Raw genomic sequence first — 19,199 nt, 5'->3', positions numbered from 1 at the left:
CGCCCATGAACGCATCACCCACCTGGGGCGTGGTCGCCACGATCAAGGCCCCCACCCGCGACACGCTCAACTTTGCCGCCCATCATATCGATCTGGGCGCCCACCGCGTGCATGTCTATCTTGATGCCCCCGACCCAGAGGCCGAGGCCGCCCTGCGCGCCCATCCCAAATGCCGCGTCATCCTGTGTAATGAGGACTATTGGCGGCGCCGGTCGCGCAAGGGACGCCCTGACAAGCATCAGTCCCGCCAGACCCTGAACGCCACCCATTGCCTCAATAGGCGGGCGCAGGTCGATTGGCTCGCGCATATCGACGTGGACGAATTCCTCTGGTCCGAAATGACCATCACGGACCGTCTGTCACAGGTCGCGCCGGACCGGATCAGCGCTCGCGTCCGCCCGATCGAGGCACTGGCCCCCGAACCTTACAAAACAGACGCCGAACCTTACACAGCTTACAAGTCCTGCGCGCTGTCTCAATCCGAACGCCGCACTCAAACCAACGCCATCTATCCAACCTATGGCCCTTATCTGAACGGCGGGTTTCTCAGCCATGTCGCAGGCAAGGTCTTTGTGCGGACCGGCCTGTCCGACATCAGCTTGCGTATCCATAATGCCTTTATAAACAAACAGATGGATGACAAAGCTGAAGAACTACATGAATTGTATCTCTGCCATCATCACGCCGCCACCTGGGATCACTGGCTTGCCGCCTATCGTTACCGCCTCAGCATGGGCTCCTACCGCGCCGAATTAAAACCCGCACCCCATTCCGACGGCTATGCCTTTAATATGCATGAGTTTTTTCAGATGCTTGAAGAGGACGGCGGGCAAGCTGCCCTGAACCGCTTCTTTACCGAGGTCTGCACCGCCACCCCGGAATTGCAAGAGCGGCTGGCCTCCTTCGGACATCTACACCGCATCTCTCTCGACCTTGACACCAAACGCATGCGCCACTTTCCGAAACACATGTAAGTGTTTCCAAATACACCATAATCTTGGCAAACTACGCCAGTATTGTTGCCAAGAATCCGCTGTGCATTGACGCTGACCGCGTTCTCAGGTAAGTGCTGCGCAGCGGGTCATCCATGTGGAGAACCACAGGCCCATGAGGGGCCCGAACCCGCATCAGTCGTACGGGCCAGGATTGTGTCCGTAAACCACGGATACACATGACAAAATTTTCCGATCTGAACCTGAATCCCAAGGTGTTGAAGGCCATCGAAGAGGCCGGTTACGAAACGCCAACCCCCATTCAGGCCGAAGCCATCCCCCACGCGCTCGAAGGGCGCGACGTACTCGGAATCGCCCAAACCGGCACAGGCAAAACCGCCAGTTTTACCCTGCCGATGCTCTCACTTCTCTCGCGCGGACGCGCCCGCGCCCGCATGCCGCGCAGCTTGGTTCTATGCCCCACGCGCGAACTAGCGGCTCAGGTCGCCGAGAATTTTGATACGTATTCCAAGCACTTGAAGCTCACAAAGGCGTTGCTCATTGGTGGCGTCAGCTTCAAGGAGCAGGACAAGCTGATCGACAAGGGCGTCGATGTTCTGATCGCCACCCCCGGCCGCCTGCTCGATCATTTCGAGCGCGGCAAGCTCTTGCTGACCGGCGTGCAGATCATGGTCGTGGACGAGGCCGATCGCATGCTCGACATGGGCTTTATCCCTGATATTGAACGAATTTTCAGCCTAACACCGTTCACGCGCCAGACGCTTTTCTTCTCCGCCACTATGGCACCCGAGATTGAGCGGATCACCAACACCTTCCTGTCGAACCCAGCACGGGTCGAGGTTGCGCGCCAAGCCACCGCCTCAGAGACAATCGAGCAAGGTGTCGTGATGTTCAAACCGTCGCGCCGAGACAAGGCCGACAGCGAAAAGCGCAAACTACTGCGCGCCCTAATCGATCGTGAAGGCGACTCTTGCAGCAATGCCATCATCTTTTGCAATCGCAAGATTGATGTAGATGTGGTCGCTAAGTCTTTGATAAAATATGGTTATGATGCGGCACCTATTCACGGTGACCTAGATCAGAGCCAACGCACGCGCACACTCGACGGCTTTCGTGCGGGCACCCTGCGCTTTCTGATCGCGTCTGATGTGGCCGCCCGCGGCCTTGATGTGCCCGCGGTCAGCCATGTGTTCAACTTCGACGTACCCAGCCATGCCGAGGATTACGTCCACCGCATCGGTCGTACCGGGCGCGCCGGGCGCAGCGGCAAGGCGCTGATGATCTGCAACCCGCGCGACGAAAAGAACCTAGCCGGCGTAGAAGCCTTGATTCAAAAGGAAATTCCGCGCGTCGAGAGCCCCGTAACCTTCACCCCTTCGACCACGGAGACCGAAGCGCCGCAAGGCAGCGACGAGCGTCCCGCAAAGCCCCGCCGCACCCGCAACGTGAGCCGTGGCAAGCCCGAAGAGCGCCCGGTCGTCGCCCACAAGGCACCGGAGACATCGGCCGAACAGGCAATCGAAGCGGCCCCACAGCCGGAACGCCAGCAGGAGCGCCGGACAGAGCGCACGCCCGAGCCTCGGCAGGAGCGAAATGAGCCCCGCCCGGACCGCAATCGCGACCGCAATGACGACAACGCGCCGCGCCAAAGAGAAGGTCGTGGGCGTCAGGATCATGGTGGCGGGCCGCGTGTCGTGGGGCTTGGCGATCACCTTCCCAGCTTCATCGCGCTCAGCTTTGACGAGAGGCGCGCCGGATAACTACCTGATTTAATTTTTCTTTCGAGAAAACTCAGCGCGCAATCACGATGTCCGCGCTGAGTCCGCCGAGCCGTGCGCTCTCTCCTAGCCGCAGCGTTCCGCCATGCGCCCGCGCGACATCAAGCACGATGGACAGGCCAAGGCCCACGCCCATCCCACGATTCTGATTTCGGGCCGGTTCCAGCCGCGTGAATGGCTTGATCGCATCGCCCCTGCTATCTGGCGGAATACCAGGCCCATCATCCTCAACCCTGATTCTCAAGGATTTTTCGGTCATCACGACCGAAACTTCTGCCTGCGTGCCATAACGCACAGCATTGTTGATCAGGTTTTCGACGGCCCGTCGAATATTCTCGGCGCGCAAGGCCACGGTTCCTTCGCCCCGTGCTTCGATCAAGCTCACGGGGTTCTGCGCCCGTTGCGCGTCTTCGACGATCTGACGCACGAGGGCAATCGGATCAACCGGCTCCGGCTCGCCCTCATGCGCACCCCGCGCAAAGGCCAGAAAGCCGTCTAGCAAGCGCTCCATTTCGACCACGTCACGCAGCATCGGTGCCGCTTCCTCATCCTCCAGCATGGCAAGGCTCAACCGCAGGCGGGTCAGTGGTGTTCTCAGATCGTGGCTCACCCCCGAGAGCATCAACGTGCGCTGCTCGATCTGCCGTTCCAATCGCGCCCGCATATCGAGAAAGGCATTGCCCGCCGCCCGCACCTCGAGCGCGCCCGACGCACGATAAGGCACATGCCGGCCGCGCCCAAAGGCCTCTGCCGCCTCTGCAAGGCGGGTAATCGGCTTGAGCTGCTTTCGCATGTAAACATAAGAAACAACGGTCATCAGGATGCCATAGAAGGCCAGATTGAGCAGCACCTGATAGGGCCGTCGCGCCGAGACCCGGCGGCGGTCGAATACAAGCTCGGTAACCGCGCCATCCTTTTGGAAATAAAGCATGACATACTGATTATCGGTCAGCGAAACGCGCTCGAGATCCTCGAAATAGCTGCGCAGTTCGCGGACCACCACGCTGCCCGAAATGTCGAACCAATCATAGTCATCGGCCTCTGGCATCTCGGATGCGGGCACGTGCCGCCGGTCGATTTCCAGCATTGCGGCCACCGGACTACCCTCGGGCTCGTCCAGGACCAGCCGCACCTCGCGCGCCACGGTCTTGACCATCTGCTGCGTAACGTCGTCAAACAGCCTCTGGGCAAACACGAGCGAAACGACCAACAGCAGCGTGATCACCGGCAACAGCAGGATCAAAACCGCCCGAGCATAGAGGCTTCGCGGAAGATAGGGTTTGAGCCAACGCAGAGACATGGCTAAACCTAGCCGCGCGCGCTGCCAGAAGGAAGAGCCATGCAAGCGACCCAAGGAAAAAGCCCGCCCATCGGCATCGCTGAGGACCTCGGGCAAGATATTCGCCGCATTCTGGCTCCAAACCCGTCCCCCATGACGTTTTGGGGGACCAACACCTATCTCGTCGGCACAGGCCGCCTTGCAGTGATTGACCCGGGCCCCGATGATCCGGCCCATCTTGCGGCGATCCTGGCTGCCATAGCTCCGGGCCAGAGCGTGAGCCACATTTTCGTCACCCACGCGCATCTCGATCACTCGCCCCTCGCCGCACGCCTCTCGGCCGAAACTGGCGCGCCAGTGCTGGCCTATGGGGATGCCCGGGCCGGGCGCAGCGCGATGATGCAGCACCTTGCACAGAGCGGGCTGATGGGCGGTGGCGAAGGGGTGGATGCGGACTTTACGCCAGATTTGGTGCTCTGTGATGGCGAGCGGATAACAGGCGACGGTTGGCAGATCACCGCACATTGGACACCGGGACATTTTGGCAATCACATGAGCTTCGAGATCGCCGACAGCGTGTTGACCGGCGATCTGGTTATGGGCTGGGCCAGCTCGCTGGTCTCGCCACCTGATGGCGACCTGACGGATTTTCTGCGCTCCTGCGCGCGGCTTGGAAGGCTGTCAGCGCGGCGCTTCCTGCCCGGTCACGGGGCCGCGATCGAGCAACCCAAAGCCCGCCTTGACTGGCTGGTGGCGCATCGCAAGGCACGCGAGGCGGCAATCCTCGAGACCCTCACCCAGGTGCCTCTTGATACAACGGAAATCACGGCCCGCGTCTATGCCGACACGCCCCAAAACCTCCTGCCCGCCGCCCGCCGCAACGTGCTCGCGCATCTCATCGACTTGATGCAGAAATCCCAAGTCGCGCCGGTGGGCAGATTGCAGGCGGACGCAAAATTCACGCGCTCCCAATCCACATGCTCCTCTCCCTAAATTTTTGTCACAAAGCCTCTGGACCTCCCCGAATCCGGTTGCTATACGGCCCACATGTTCCGGCGTAGCTCAGCGGTAGAGCAGTTGACTGTTAATCAATTGGTCGTAGGTTCGATCCCTACCGCCGGAGCCAAAGATTTCAAGGACTTAGCGCTCGCTCGCTAAGTCCTTTTTCTTTTCAAACATCGAAGACGCACAGCGAACACTGCGTAGATCGACGCGTCCGGGGCTGAAGAAGTCAGCTGCGTAACCGACCAGTCAGGTCGAGAAATATGCGCCTAGGCACCTAACGCTTTCCGTTGATCGAAAGCGTATGACAGGAGGAGCAGCATCCGCGACGGTGAATTGAGATCTCGTCGCTTTTTCAACCTGTTACCGGAATCTCGGCGTCACCACGGTCGAGCAACACGCCACCAGAATGGGGGCTCAATTGAGCGCCCCCCTTCGGATGAGCAGGATCCGGCGCAGATTAAGCTATCCGCGCACGCTGCCCGGTGCCTGATCGAGATACCAGCGATAGGCATCCTCAATCCCTTCGCGCAGGCCGATGCGTGCGCGCCAGCCCATCTCGGCCAACCGCGAGACATCCATCAGCTTGCGCATCGTGCCATCGGGTTTGCTGGGGTCGGTCGAGATTTTTCCTTGAAATCCAGTTACTTCGGCCACCATCTGCGCCAGTTCCAGAATTGAAACATCGGTGCCGCAGCCCACGTTGATATGGCTCAGCATCGGCTCTGTATTGGCGGCATAGACATCCTGTGGCAGGTCCAGCACAAAGAGGCTGGCTTCGGCCATGTCATCGACATGCAGGAATTCGCGCCGTGGCGTGCCAGATCCCCAGATCATGACCTCGTCGCGCCCCTCCAGCGCCGCCTCGTGAAAGCGACGGATAAGTGCCGGTAAAACATGGGAATTTTCAGGGTGAAAGTTGTCGCCCGGGCCGTAGAGATTGGTGGGCATGACCGAGCGGTAATCGGTGCCGTGCTGGCGATTGTAACTCTCGCAGAGCTTGATGCCAGCGATCTTGGCCACGGCATAGGGCTCGTTGGTGGGCTCGAGCACGCCGGTCAGGAGCGCGTCCTCGCGCATGGGCTGGGGCACAGCACGGGGATAGATGCAGCTAGAGCCCAATTGCAACAGCCGCCGCACGCCCGCGTCAAAGGCCTGATGGATTACATTGCACTCGATCATCAGGTTTTCGTAAATGAAATCAGCTGGATAGGTGTTGTTGGCATGGATACCGCCGACCTTGGCGGCGGCAAGAATAACCACATCGGGCCGCTCGGCCTGCATGAACTCGCGCACCGCCAATTGGCTGGTCAGGTCCATTTCCGCATGGGTGCGGGTGAGCAGAGTCAGGTCCTCGCCCGCGTCTTTGCGGGCCTGAAGGCGGCGGAGGATCGCCCCCCCGACCATGCCGCGATGTCCTGCGATGTAGATGCGGGTCATAGAGTTACTCCTGTAAGGTTTGTAAGGTTTAGGCCCAAAATTGTAAGGTCAAAGCCGATGCGTTCTTGTGACATTCAAACCTGAATTAAAGGTCCCAGATGGCGCACTGAGGAGGGGCTGCATTCAAATGGCCGGTAAGCCTGTTTGCATCGTATTCCAGTCACAGCCAAGCCTCGACAAACCTGAACCACGTATCCCGCGTCATCCGGTCCCCGACAAAATTGTTTGGCACACGCTCCAGCCCATCAAACACGCCGCCAACTCTTGCGGAGTAAAACCGTGCGCTTTAGGCCAACCAGATAGTTTGCCGAGATTTCAGGCAAAGCCATCACCCTTCCACGCTCACCGGCAACTCCATACCATGCACTTTCAGCAGAGCGTGCCGCTGCGCTGTCTTCAAGTCTTCGGCCACCATCTCGGCGCACATCTCTTGTGTCGTAATCTCAGGCACCCAGCCCAGTTTTTCCTTGGCCTTGGTGGGATCGCCCAGCAGTGTTTCCACCTCGGCGGGGCGGAAATAGCGCGGGTCGATGCGCATGATCACCTGCCCCGGCGCCACCGCAGGGGCCATATCGCCGGTCACGGCCGTCACCGTGGCGATCTCGTCCACGCCCGTGCCGGTGAACTCCAGCGTGATCCCCAATTCGCGCGCCGACCATGTGATGAACTCGCGCACGGAATACTGCACCCCCGTCGCGATGACGAAATCATCCGCCACCTCTTGTTGCAGCATCATCCACTGCATGCGGACGTAATCCTTGGCATGGCCCCAGTCGCGCAAGCTGTCGATATTGCCCATATAGAGGCAATCCTCGAGCCCCTGCGCGATATTGGCCAACCCGCGCGTGATCTTGCGCGTCACGAAGGTCTCGCCGCGCCGGGGGCTCTCGTGATTGAAGAGGATCCCGTTGCAGGCATAGATGCCGTAAGCCTCACGGTAATTGACCGTGATCCAATAGGCATACATCTTGGCCACGGCATAGGGGCTGCGCGGGTGAAAGGGCGTCGTCTCGCGCTGCGGAATTTCCTGCACGAGACCATAAAGCTCGGAGGTGGAGGCCTGATAGAAGCGCGTCTTTTTCTCCAGCCCCAGAAAGCGGATCGCCTCGAGCAGGCGCAGCGTGCCGATGGCATCGACATCGGCGGTATATTCCGGTGCCTCGAAACTGACGGCGACATGGGATTGCGCACCGAGGTTATAGACCTCGTCAGGCTGCACCTCGCTGAGAATGCGGGTGAGGTTCGAGCTGTCCGTCAGGTCGCCGTAATGCAGCTTGAAATTCTGCCGCCCGCCATGCGGATCCTGATAGATATGATCCACCCGCTGCGTGTTGAAAAGCGAGGCGCGGCGCTTGATCCCATGCACCTCATAGCCCTTTTCCAGCAGGAACTCCGCAAGGTAAGAGCCATCCTGCCCCGTCACCCCAGTGATCAACGCTTTTTTCATTCCGTCATCTCTCCGTCATTCAATAGAAACATCCCGCCAATCTTGGGCGCGTTACAGCACAGGGAGTGGACCGTCGCAAGCACCCCGGCCATGCCCAAGCCTTCTTGCGTGCAAAGGCGATGCATTTTTCTAGATGCGTGCTCAACCGTCGATCAGGGAAAGAGCTATCAAGCGTGCGCGCCACGAGGTTTTTGACCTCTGCATCGGGGTCAATCAGGCGCAAGGCATCTGCGGGTGCGCAGATCGGCGAGACGGTCAGGTTTCCTGCGGATGGCCTTGCGCAAATCCAAATCAGAGCCTCTCTCTATCATATCTAACAAGTCGCACCAGCGAGCGTCGGCTCCGTCGTAGGGGCGCGTTTCGATCTCCCGATACCTCTTGCCCCGCAGTGGGTTTGCGCATTTGCTTGAAAAGTCGTGTGACCTTCACGGTTCATAACCCAAACGCGCGCATAACGATCGGTATCGGTCCTCTCCCCGTTGGGCATTGATCTCGTCTGGAACCTCACGGCGTGGCCGCTCGGCAATCTGGCGGCCCTTGCGGCCGCTATCGCCAGACAGGCGGATGATGGAAAACAGCTCAAAGGCCGACGCGTGATAGGGCAAGTCGATAATCTGGCAAATCTTCGCCAATGTGCTCTCGGGCGCAGCCACAAAGTCTTCGTATTTCACGAGGTCCAAATCTGCATGACGATCCAGAAATGCAAGGTATCGCTGACTGTAGGATTCAAGCGTGGGGGGCGAAAAATGCAGCCACCCGTTCGTATGCAAAGACAAGAAGCTGTCGAGCGGATGCCGGACCGTGACCAGCGACATCACAGGATGACGCCCTTCGGCCAGGATTTCGTAAAGCGACGGGCGCGCATCCGGATCAATCCGGGTGCAGAAATGGGAATGTGAATGGTCCCGGATAACCAGGCTTTGTCCTTTGGGTGCCAGGTCGGCAACGATTGCCTGCGTTGCCTCACGAAAACCAGCGGCGATCGCAGTCGGATTGATCTGGCGTTGGGACAGCATCAGCGCCCCGAACAGATCAGTGGGCGCGAATTGCGGAGCCCGCTTAAGGGCGGCCAAACGCATTTGACTGAGCGGGTCAATTTCGTTCAACAGAACAACGCCGGGCAATGCCGCAATGCATTTCGCGATCAGGGTGCCGCCGGAACAGGCAAAATGGTGCAATGTCCGGATCGGCGCTGGTCCCGTGAAAGACCGACACATTGCCTCGCATTGCTCCAAAAGGCTTGGAAAGCTGTCAGTGATCGGCAATGTCGGCACAGAGGTCTTGTAGGCCTGCAGCATGTCCAGCGCCGCCTCGATCTCATCCGCGATTGATTTTGCATTGGTCATCGCCGTCACGCGTTTGACCCTTTCCCAGCCTTTGTTTTCTTTCTTTTGGCGTCGGTGCGCCCACGGGGTGAGGATAGTTCTGGCGAGGGTGACGCAGCCAAACTCTCGGGCCCATTGGCGGGCATATGCCGAAGATACTCGGCCGCCAGCGACAGTTTGGCCGTAAGCTTGCCCAGCAAGTCTTCTTGGCGTTGACGCTGTGTCTCGCTCTGCTCGAGGCGTTCCCGCAAATGCTCGAGGTCAACCTGTAACATCGCCTGATACCGGGTCTGAAAATCCAGCGTCGACATGGCTTCGTCGCGCTTTTGTTCGGCAGATTGCCGCTGTTTGACCAGATCCGCCGCTGTTGCCTCCAACGTCGAGATCTTGGCCTCCACCGCCGCAGACTGGGCCGACTCCTGCTGGTCTGCGCGCGCTCTGGTGGCTTTGAGCGCGGCTTCGAGGGATGCGACCGTCGCGCTCAATTCCGCGATACGGGCTTCGGCACGCAGAAGCGCACGGGACTTTTGATCCGCGACAAGGTGGAGCACGGTCCAATCCGCGTCTTCCTCATCGCGCAGCGTGACAACAAAGCCTTCTTCACTCAGCCATGCCTCCAATTCAGCGCGGGTGGCGGCCCCTTCGTACAGCACCTCCTCTGCCGCAAGAAGCTCGAGTTGGTCGATCTGATCCAGCACGCCATCCGCCTTGCAGGCCTCCAGAAAAATCATCTCGTTGCCCGGGGTCTCAAGGATAACGGACAGAGGCCGTTTCACTGGCCCCATCTCGGACATCAAGCGCGCGGGCGTAATGACCGGCACGCTTTGACGTTCCTTTCGGATCAACCCCGGAAAGAGCTCGTGCAATTCAGACGTCGGCTCTTGCGTGCTGTTCAGTCGCGCGAAATTCCAGAGAGACAACTCTGCTTCGCCCTCTTCCCTGCCCAATGCCGCCTGTATCACCTGCACATGTGACGCCGTCGCATTCTTTTGGGTCAATCGCGCGGCGGCAGAGCGCTCTGCCTCGACCAGCACGATCTTATCCGGTTCGTGGCGCTGAAACTCCGCAAGTCGCTTGCCCGCCCCTGCCCCAACATGAATGAAAGTGCGCGCTTTGGTCTCGATCACAGGGTGTTCACTCATGCCAGTTTTGCCCAGCCAATCTTGTTTTTGTTGAACTCTCCAGCGCAATCGCCGCGTTGGTTCACGGTAGTATGGTCATCATCCGCAAGGATTCAACCAATCTTTGTAGCGCCCCTTCAGGGGATAGTGAGCGGCCATTACCCCGCCTGTCACGTCAACACAGTCCGAGGGAAACCGCCGGGTCCGCATGGTCGCGAGGCACAAGACGTACTTGGAGACCAAACGCTTGACGACGCGCAACGGGGCGGCAACACGCCAAGATGTAGAGCGTAGGCCAATGACAGCGTCTTGGTCAGATCCTCGACATCACGCGCCGCTTATATAAAGCGGTTTTGGCCGCTTGAAGCCCGACAATCCGCAGCGCGCCCGTCAGCCACGCGCGTAAATGTCTTCATAGCGGATGATGTCATCTTCACCCAGATAGGACCCTGTCTGCACCTCGATCAGCACCATGGGCACCTTGCCGGGGTTTTCCATCCGGTGCACCGCACCCAGGGGGATATAGACCGATTGGTTCTCGGTCACGAGCTTGACCTCCGCGTCCACCGTCACCCGGGCGGTGCCTTCCACCACGATCCAATGTTCGGAGCGGTGGTGATGGCTCTGCAGGCTGAGGGCCGCGCCGGGGTGCACGTGAATGCGCTTGACCTGAAACCGCTCGCCGATCACCAGGCTCTCGAACCAGCCCCAGGGGCGGTGGTCCTTGGGAAAGCTCTCGGCCTGCTTGCGCCCCTTGGCCTTGAGGGCGGCCACCGCCTGTTTCACATCCTGCGCCCGGCTGACATGCGCCACCAGAACCGCATCGGACATCGCCACCGTGATGATATTGTCAAGCCCGATCCCCACGACCTCGAGCCCCGTATCCTCGGAGCGCAAGAGCGTGTTGTCGCAATCAATCGCCGTGGCATGGCCAGAGGTCGCCACGCCGCGCGCGTCCGGTCCGGTTTCCCGCCAGACCGCATCCCATCCCCCCAGATCCGACCATCCGGCGGCAAAGGGAATGACCGTGAGGTTATGGGCCTTTTCCATCACCGCATAGTCGATCGAGATATCCTCGGCCGCGCCCCAAGCCTCGGGGTCGAGCCGGTAAAAGCCCAGGTCGGGCGTGGCCTTGTCGACAGCGGCCGCGACCGGCGCCAGGAGCTGCGGCGCATGGGCGCGGAACGCATCCAGCATGGTGGACGCCTTGAAAAGGAAAATCCCCGCATTCCAGAGATAGGTGCCCTCTGCCAGCATCGCCGCCGCCGCCTCGGCATCGGGCTTTTCGACGAACCGCTTGAGGCCGATGGGGTGCGGAGCCAGATCGCCGGGCGCGCCGTCCAGTTCCAGATAGCCATAGCCGGTTTCGGCATGGCTGGGCCGGATCCCGAAGGTCACGAGCTGCCCCGCCTGCGCAGGCCCCACGCCCGCCGCGACCGCCTGGCGGAACGCCTCGGGATCGGGCACCACATGGTCCGAGGGCGCCACAAGCATCAGCGCCTCCGGGTCCTGGCGCGCCTGCCAGAGCGCCGCCGCCAGAACCGCAGGGGCCGTATTGCGCCCCGATGGCTCGATCAGAACCGCCCCCGGCGTGATCCCGATATCATCCAGTTGCTCGCCCACGATAAAGCGGAAATCGGCATTGGTCAGAACCATGGGGGCGGTGAACTGCGGCCCCGACAACCGCTGCGCCGAGGCCTGGAACAGCGTCACATCGCCCAAAAGTGCCACGAATTGTTTCGGATAGGACTTGCGCGACAAAGGCCAAAGCCGCGTGCCAGACCCGCCACAAAGAAGAACCGGAGTAATCATAGGATATCTCTTCAACCCCGCAGTAAATCAAACGAGGTATCCCCAATCCCGCGTGGTCTATCAAGGCGAAACTTGGCACGAGGCGTTCTCAAGGGGCAGACTAGGGCGACGGGGTGCCTAAATGCTGTCATTCACGGCAAAAGCTAGTTTTTGCCCATCGGCCCTCAAGGACCGGCGCGCGCGCCCCCGCACCCATCGAATCCGCCATCACAAGGCGCGAAAGCGCGCCTCTTGCCGCGCGGTCCAGCGCACGGTCAGATCAAAGCCATCTTCGGTCTGTGTCTCGGCTTCGACCAGCTCTTTCTCGAAGAGCCAGGCCCGTTTGCGCCCCTCGGCAAAGCGCAAGTGCAGTTGCGTCAGGTGGGTTGCGTCGGACAGTTTGTCGCCTATGGCCGCGATCAGTTCACTCAGCCCCTGCCCCGAAATCGCGGAAATCGCGATGACATCGTCTTGGCGCGCCGCTTGGGTCACGGCGGCGGCGCGCGCGTCCTCTGGCAAGCGGTCGATCTTGTTCCAGATTTCGATTTGGGGGGTCTTGTCGCTGACCCCGAGGCTTTCCAGGATGCTCGCCACATCGCGCGCCTGCGACACGGTCTCGGGATGCGAAATGTCGCGCACATGACAGATCAGATCCGCAGAAAGCACCTCTTCCAGTGTCGCCCGGAACGCCGCGACCAATTCGGTCGGCAGATCGCTGATAAAGCCCACGGTGTCGGACAGGATCACCTCTGGCCCGCCTTCGGGCAGGTTGACGCGGCGCATGGTCGGGTCGAGCGTGGCAAAGAGCATGTCCTTGGCCATGACATCCGCCCCGGTCAGGCGATTGAAAAGCGTGGATTTGCCCGCGTTGGTATAGCCGACGAGGGCCACCACCGGAAACGGCACCTTTGCACGCGCGGCGCGGTGCAGGGTCCGGGTCTTGGATACTTTTTCCAGCTGACGCCGCAGCCGCACCAATTGATCGTCAATCGCGCGGCGGTCCGCCTCGATCTGGGTCTCGCCGGGGCCACCCACGAAACCAAGCCCGCCGCGCTGCCGCTCAAGGTGGGTCCAGGCGCGCACGAGGCGCGTGCGCTGATAGCTGAGCGCCGCCATTTCCACCTGCAACACGCCTTCGCGGGTCGCGGCACGGTCACTGAAAATCTCGAGAATCAACCCGGTGCGATCCAGAAGCTTGACGCCCCACGCCTTTTCCAGATTACGCTGTTGCACGGGCGTGACCGGCCCGTCCACGAGAACCAGCTCGACCTCCGCGGCCTCCATCGCCTGATGCAGCTCTTCCAGCTTGCCCTTGCCAAAGAGACGCCCGGCATCCGGCTTGCGCAGGCGCACGAGATCCGCACCCACGACATCGATATCGGGCAGAGCATGCGCCAGCGCCACCGCCTCTTCCAAGGCCAGAGCGGGATCACGGGCGCGATTGGCACCGTCGATTTCGGGGTGGATGACCCAAGCCCGGGTTATCGGGCGCTCATGGTCCATCAATTGGCGTCGTCACCATCGTAGAGGTTGACCGGCTGCGACGGCATGATGGTTGACACCGCGTGCTTGTACACAAGCTGCGATTGTCCATCCCGGCGCAGCAGGATGCAGAAATTGTCAAACCACGTGATCACGCCCTGCAATTTGACCCCGTTGATCAGAAAGACCGTCACAGGAATCTTGGTCTTGCGGACCTGGTTGAGAAATGCGTCCTGTAAATTTTGTCGATCAGAAGCCATGCGTCTTCCTGCCTTTTTTTATTGCGCGCACCGCGAACCGGCACGAGGGGTCTTGCGTACAGATCAGAGTATGTCTTGCCCGTGCAAGACTTTCCAGCCCAAAAATAAAATCGTTCCAATCTGCGGCAGGGATTACAAAATAGCGCTAATCCCGCCAGATAGAGGGGTTGAGCAAGGCAATCAGGGCCAGCGTTTCAAGCCGCCCGAGCACCATGGCCATGGCATAGATCATCTTGGCCGCATCGCTGAGTTCCAGAAGGCGAATGGGCGTGTCGCTTGCTGTCAGGATCAGCGGCCCCGTGGTCGAAAGCCCGGAAATCGCCAGAATCAGCGCAGAGTCGAACCCTTGCCCGGCAAAGGCCAAGAGCGCGGTGACAAAGGTCAGGGACATGGCAAAGAGCATGAAGAAAATCCATGCAATAAAGGCCCCTTGCCGCCGGATGCGGCGCCCGAGCCCCGTTGCGCGCCCAACGGACGAGGGATGCACCAGCCGCTCTGTTTCGCGCCGGGCATGCAGATAGAGCGCATAGACCCTGAGCAGCTTGACCCCGCCGGCCGTGGTGGCCACCCCGCCGCCCACCAGCGAAAGCCCCAGGAGGATCAGACCCGGCGTGCCGAGACCTGACCAATCCCGCGCCTCCTGCCAATCCGCGCTCTCGAAACCGGTGGTGGAGAGGAACGACAGAACGGTAAACACCGCCCCCCACAACGCCCGGAGTGCCAGTCGCCAATCCGACGTATCCTCGACCCCCAAGGTGGCAATCCAGTGCCGCAGGAACAGGATGAGAGGCACCCCAACGAGCAGCAAGACCCCCAGCCGGAATTCAGGATCGTTGCGCACGCCGGGACGCACCGAGGTGATCGTGTCCGACGAGAAGGTGAGCCGCGAAAGTGCGAAGAAGAAAAACAGGAACACCGCGAATTCCCCGGCAAAGCCCGACGCACCGTTCTGCAACCCGCCAATGGAAGAAATCCCGCTCGTGGCCATGGTCGACATCGCGTGAACGGCGGCAACTAAGGCCCGCTCTCCGCCGATCAAGAGGCAGATCCAGAGTGCGCCTGTGAGGCCAATATAGACCGGGGCCAGAACCCGCGTCGATTGTGCCAGCCGTTTGGCGGGGGTTGCACGCTCGAACCGGCTCAGGACCGTTTCATCCTGTCCCGGCTCGCCCCGCGCCGTTACCTCAAAGCCGCCAAGGTTGAGCGGTGCCAGAACCGCCGAGGCCGAGATCCACAGCAGCAGCCCCCCGCCCCAGCCCACCAGAGCGCGCCACAGATGCAGGCTATCGACAAGGCGCCCCTGCGCACCAAAGAGTGTGGCCCCGGTGGTGGTGAAGCTCGACACCATCTCAAAATATGCATTGATAAAGGTGGTGTTCCGCACGCCAGTGTAAAACGGAATGGCCAGAAACACCGGCAAGAGCACATAGGCCAGCAAGAGCGACATCAGATTTTGCGTGTCGCTCATCCGCTGGTTGGATCGCCCCGACAACGCAAGCCCAATCGTGATCACCAGCGCAAGACCGATGGTGCCGGAAAACGCAAAGGCCTTGCCCACACCGCTAAAGCCGCGCATGCCCGCGTCAATCGCGGGCAGATACATCATCAATGCGGCAATCCCGGCGAGGATGAGGATGAGTGGGAATGTCAGCAGTCGGGCGATCATCGGATCAGAAAAAGTCGATCGAGACCTGCAACAGCTGTTCGACCGCCGCCACATCCGCCGCCATTGCAAAGATCACGATCACATCGCCTGCCTCGACCCTGAGACCGCCTGCGGGTTTATGTATCTTGCCGCCTTTGCGCACTGCCCCCACAAGCACGCCTTCGGGAAAGTCGATATCGCGGATCGCCGCCCCGGCGATGGATGAGGTCGACATCACCTCAGCCTCGATCACCTCGCCCTCGGCATCCCCGATGGAATAGACGCCGCGCACCTTGCCGTGACGAATATGACGCAAAATCGAGCTGACCGTGGTGGCACGCGGATTGATATAGGCGTCAATCCCCAAGGGTTCGAGCAGCGGCACCATCGTGGGGTCGTTGATCAGCGCCACAGCAAAGGGGCAGCCCTCGGATTTGGCACGCACGGCGGCCAGCATGTTGGTTTTGTCATCGTCGGTCACAACCAGCACCGCATCGGCACGGGCAATCCCTGCTTCCGCCAGCAGCGCGGAATTAAGGCCGTCCCCATTGAGCACAATGGTCCGTTCCAGCGCATCCGCAGCGCGCTCCGCCTTAGAGCGGCTTTTCTCGATCACCTTGGCCCGGATACGCCCACCGGGCCGCGTCTCCAGCGCTTGGGCCACCGCAAGGCCGATATTGCCGCCGCCGATGATGACCACGCGCTCTTGTTTCTTTTGCGACTTGCCGAACACTTCGAGCGTCCGAGGCACATCCTCGATGGGGGCGAAGAGGTAACATTCGTCCCCGGCAAAGAGCTGATCCCCCGCTTCCGGCGCGAACAATCGCCCCTCGCGTCGCACCGCCAGGACCACCACCCGCAGCGTCGAGAATAGATCGCTCAACTGCCGCAGGGGCGTGTTGAGCACCGGGCAATCATCTTCCAGGCGGATACCCATGAGCTGCGCCTGCCCGCTCATGAAAAGCTCGGTATCGAAGGCCGCGGGCGAGGCAAGCCGTTGCAGCGCCGCTTGCGCCACCTCGCGTTCGGGGCTGATCACGACGTCGATGGGCATGTGATCGCGGCGGTAGAGGTCCGAATAAATCGCGTCGAGATAGGATTGGCTGCGCAGGCGCGCAATCTTGCGGCTGATGCCAAAGACCGAATGAGCCACCTGGCAGGTGACCATGTTGACCTCGTCCGAATAGGTCGCGGCAATGATCATGTCGGCGTCCCGCGCCCCTGCCCTGTCCAGCACATCGGGATAAGAGGCAAAGCCAGTAATGCCCTGCACGTCGAGCGTATCAGTGGCGCGACGCACCAGATCGGGATTGTTGTCCACGACCGTGACGTCGTTGCGCTCTCCCGACAGATGCCGCGCGATCTGCCAGCCCACCTGACCGGCGCCGCAGATGATGACCTTCATCGTCCTTGCCTCATGCTGACTGAACCTGCTGCATGACAGATGCCCCCCGCCCGGTCAATTGCGTTCTGGGTCACGGGTGCGTGGCGGGCACCGCGTGATCGAGCCAATCGAGGATCTGCGCAAACTCCGGGTTGAGCGCCTCGGCCACACCCCCGGAAAAGGCGTCAAGATGCGGCGCATTGAGCCGGTTGGCCCCCACCAGAACCGGCACATCCCGACTGAGCGCCTCGGCGATCAGCGTGCGAAAGCCGCGCCCCTCGGCCTCATGCTTGCCGAATTTGTTGACGATCACCAGATCGCAGCCCTCGGATAGCCGCGCCTCGGTGGCGGCCACCGCCAATTCAAGCGCGGACGGATCCAGCCGACAGCCACGCGCGCCGGGTCCCAGGCTTTGCGAGATGCGGATCACCGGCCCGTCGGGCAGCACCTCGACATCCATGTCGCAGGGCCGGTCATCTCCGCAATTGGTGTTGACCTGCACCGTGCCACACAGGCGCAAACCCCGCGCCTGTGCTGCGCGCGCCACGTCATGCAGCAAGAGATCGGTTTCCCCGCGCCCTTTCGCTATGACATAGCCGATCCGCATACGCGCCCGTCCCCTTCAGGCGGTCAGGCGGCTGATGACCACCGTCACCTCGGGCCGCTTGCCGATTTCGGTCTGCGTGCTCTGCCGCGCGACGCGGCGCAGCCCCTCTTCCAGCTTGTCATCATCGGTCAGGGTCTTGGCCCCGGCGCGGCCCATGAATTGCGACAGGTCTTCTTCCAACACATCGACCAAGGGGGCGTTGGAGCGCCCGGTCTCGGCAAGGCCCATGACCTCTACCCAAGGATCGCCCAAGGGCTCATCGTCCTCGTCCAGAATGACATTGACCATGACATGCCCGTTCAGCGCCATGCGGATCCGGTCGCGCACCACGCCATCCATAGCGCCCACCTGCACCGATCCATCCAGATAGGTGCGGCCTGTCTCGATATATTCGACCACTTTGGGCGCATTGCCGCTGAGGTCGATCATCATGCCGTTGACCGCCAGCACTCCCTTGAGCCGATTGGAATTGGCCAGCTTGACATGCTCGCGCAGATGCCGGTGCTCGCCGTGCATCGGGATCACCATCTGCGGCTTGATCAGCTTGTGCATCTCGTCGAGATCGGGCCGGTTGGCATGGCCCGAGACGTGATAGCGGTCGTCGCCCTCGATCACATCCACGCCCATTTCCGAAAACTGGTTGATGATGCGGATCACGCCACGTTCATTGCCCGGAATGGTCTTGGAGGAGAAGAGAAAGGTATCGCCATCCTTGAGGGTGATGCCGTTGTATTTGCCATTGGCCAGTTGCGCACTGGCGGCGCGCCGCTCACCCTGAGAGCCGGTGACGATCAGCATCAGGCTGTCGCGTGGGACATTCCCGGCTTCTTCCGGGCTGATTGTCTTGGGAAATCCGGTGAGAACGCCGGTTTCCTGCGCCGCCTCGACCATGCGCTGCATGGCACGGCCCATGAGGCAGACCGAGCGCCCGGCCCGCACGCCCGCCTCGGCCAGCGATTTCACGCGGGCGACGTTGCTGGCAAATGTGGTGCAGACAAAGAGCCCTTTGGAAGCCGCGACCAGATCGGTGATCGGCCCGCCCACGGTGCTCTCGGAGCGGCCCTCGTGATGGCTGAAAACATTGGTGGAATCGCAGACCAGCGCCTTGACGCCGGGCTCGGAGAGGCTGGCCCAGAGATCACGATCAAAGGGTTCGCCCACCACCGGGTTGACGTCGATCTTGAAATCGCCGGTATGCACGATCCGCCCACCTGCGCTGTCGATCACCAGACCGGAGCTTTCGGGAATGGAATGCGAGATTGGCACGAAGCCCACGGTAAACGGCCCCGCCTTGACGGTATTGGGCCAAGCGGAGGCGGTGTGCACCGCCTTTTCGGGATTGCCATGCTCTTGCATCTTGCGGCGGGCGATGTTGGCGGTAAAGGCGCGGGCATGGATCGGCGCGCCAAGGCGGGCATAGTAATGCGCCACGGCGCCGACGTGATCCTCATGGGCGTGGGTGATGAAAATCGCCTCCAACTGCCCCTTGCGGGCCTCGAGCCAGGAGATGTCCGGCAGGATCAGATCAACCCCCGGCGTGCCATCCATATCGGGAAAGGTCACGCCCAGGTCGACGAGGATCAGCCGCTCCTTGCCGGGTTTGCCATAGCCATAGACATAGGCGTTCATACCGATTTCACCCGCCCCACCGAGGGGCAGGTAGATAAGTCGTTCGCTGCTCATGG

General features: G+C 61.0%; 15 protein-coding genes and 1 tRNA gene. 4 read left to right on the top strand and 12 right to left on the bottom strand.

The features are described from left to right. The first annotated feature begins 5 nt into the window (after positions 1-5). A complete protein-coding gene (locus ROSMUC_RS07415; protein WP_037271244.1) occupies positions 6-974 on the top strand; it encodes a glycosyltransferase family 2 protein in 969 nt (322 codons plus the stop codon). A 197-nt stretch (positions 975-1,171) separates the two neighbouring features. Beyond that, positions 1,172-2,713, top strand: a complete 1,542-nt coding sequence (locus ROSMUC_RS07410; RefSeq protein WP_037271241.1) for a DEAD/DEAH box helicase — start codon at positions 1,172-1,174, stop codon at positions 2,711-2,713. A 31-nt stretch (positions 2,714-2,744) separates the two neighbouring features. On the opposite strand, the gene ROSMUC_RS07405 is transcribed toward ROSMUC_RS07410, so the two are convergent. Continuing rightward, the gene (locus ROSMUC_RS07405) at positions 2,745-4,031 is read right to left on the bottom strand and encodes an ATP-binding protein (protein WP_037271239.1); all 1,287 of its coding nucleotides are present in this window, start codon (positions 4,029-4,031) and stop codon (positions 2,745-2,747) included. Positions 4,032-4,070: 39 nt separating this feature from the next. Here ROSMUC_RS07405 and ROSMUC_RS07400 point away from each other — a divergent pair, with 39 nt between their 5' ends. Together ROSMUC_RS07400 and ROSMUC_RS07395 are read left to right on the top strand one after the other, a co-directional pair. Beyond that, positions 4,071-5,003, top strand: coding sequence for an MBL fold metallo-hydrolase (locus ROSMUC_RS07400; RefSeq protein WP_037271237.1), 933 nt, complete (start codon positions 4,071-4,073; stop codon positions 5,001-5,003). Between the two features lie 58 nt (positions 5,004-5,061). After that, a tRNA-Asn gene (locus ROSMUC_RS07395) sits at positions 5,062-5,136 on the top strand. Positions 5,137-5,477: 341 nt separating this feature from the next. Here the strand turns inward: ROSMUC_RS07395 and fcl are convergent. From fcl to ROSMUC_RS07340, 11 genes are all read right to left on the bottom strand, one after another. Beyond that, positions 5,478-6,452, bottom strand: a complete 975-nt coding sequence (gene fcl / locus ROSMUC_RS07390) for a GDP-L-fucose synthase (RefSeq protein WP_037271234.1) — start codon at positions 6,450-6,452, stop codon at positions 5,478-5,480. A 328-nt stretch (positions 6,453-6,780) separates the two neighbouring features. Next, on the bottom strand, positions 6,781-7,899 hold the full coding sequence (gmd, locus tag ROSMUC_RS07385; RefSeq protein WP_037271233.1) for a GDP-mannose 4,6-dehydratase: 1,119 nt from the start codon (positions 7,897-7,899) through the stop codon (positions 6,781-6,783). Positions 7,900-8,324: 425 nt separating this feature from the next. Continuing rightward, positions 8,325-9,077: a sulfotransferase family protein gene (locus tag ROSMUC_RS07380; RefSeq protein ID WP_146005679.1), complete on the bottom strand. Its 753-nt coding sequence runs from the start codon at positions 9,075-9,077 to the stop codon at positions 8,325-8,327. Between the two features lie 173 nt (positions 9,078-9,250). Then, the gene (locus tag ROSMUC_RS07375; protein ID WP_037271228.1) at positions 9,251-10,366 is read right to left on the bottom strand and encodes an FkbM family methyltransferase; all 1,116 of its coding nucleotides are present in this window, start codon (positions 10,364-10,366) and stop codon (positions 9,251-9,253) included. Between the two features lie 369 nt (positions 10,367-10,735). Next, positions 10,736-12,157: a mannose-1-phosphate guanylyltransferase/mannose-6-phosphate isomerase gene (locus ROSMUC_RS07370; protein WP_037271225.1), complete on the bottom strand. Its 1,422-nt coding sequence runs from the start codon at positions 12,155-12,157 to the stop codon at positions 10,736-10,738. A 207-nt stretch (positions 12,158-12,364) separates the two neighbouring features. Beyond that, entirely contained in the window at positions 12,365-13,639 is a 1,275-nt protein-coding gene (gene hflX, locus ROSMUC_RS07365) for a GTPase HflX (protein WP_037271222.1), read from the bottom strand. Then, positions 13,639-13,878, bottom strand: a complete 240-nt coding sequence (gene hfq, locus ROSMUC_RS07360) for an RNA chaperone Hfq (protein ID WP_008283145.1) — start codon at positions 13,876-13,878, stop codon at positions 13,639-13,641. Before hfq ends, hflX begins: the two co-directional genes overlap by 1 nt. 145 nt (positions 13,879-14,023) lie before the next feature. Next, on the bottom strand, positions 14,024-15,544 hold the full coding sequence (locus tag ROSMUC_RS07355) for a potassium transporter TrkG (protein ID WP_037271219.1): 1,521 nt from the start codon (positions 15,542-15,544) through the stop codon (positions 14,024-14,026). A gap of 4 nt (positions 15,545-15,548) precedes the next feature. Next, entirely contained in the window at positions 15,549-16,928 is a 1,380-nt protein-coding gene (gene trkA, locus ROSMUC_RS07350) for a Trk system potassium transporter TrkA (protein ID WP_037271217.1), read from the bottom strand. A 70-nt stretch (positions 16,929-16,998) separates the two neighbouring features. Beyond that, positions 16,999-17,514: a DUF2478 domain-containing protein gene (locus tag ROSMUC_RS07345; RefSeq protein ID WP_037271214.1), complete on the bottom strand. Its 516-nt coding sequence runs from the start codon at positions 17,512-17,514 to the stop codon at positions 16,999-17,001. Between the two features lie 15 nt (positions 17,515-17,529). After that, positions 17,530-19,197, bottom strand: coding sequence for a ribonuclease J (locus tag ROSMUC_RS07340; RefSeq protein ID WP_037271212.1), 1,668 nt, complete (start codon positions 19,195-19,197; stop codon positions 17,530-17,532). Positions 19,198-19,199: the final 2 nt, after the last annotated feature.

The organism is Roseovarius mucosus DSM 17069 (genome assembly GCF_000768555.3).
Taxonomy (GTDB): Bacteria; Pseudomonadota; Alphaproteobacteria; order Rhodobacterales; family Rhodobacteraceae; genus Roseovarius; species Roseovarius mucosus.
The sequence above is the reverse complement of the archived record's forward strand: the minus strand, read 5'-3'. Positions and strand labels throughout refer to the sequence as shown.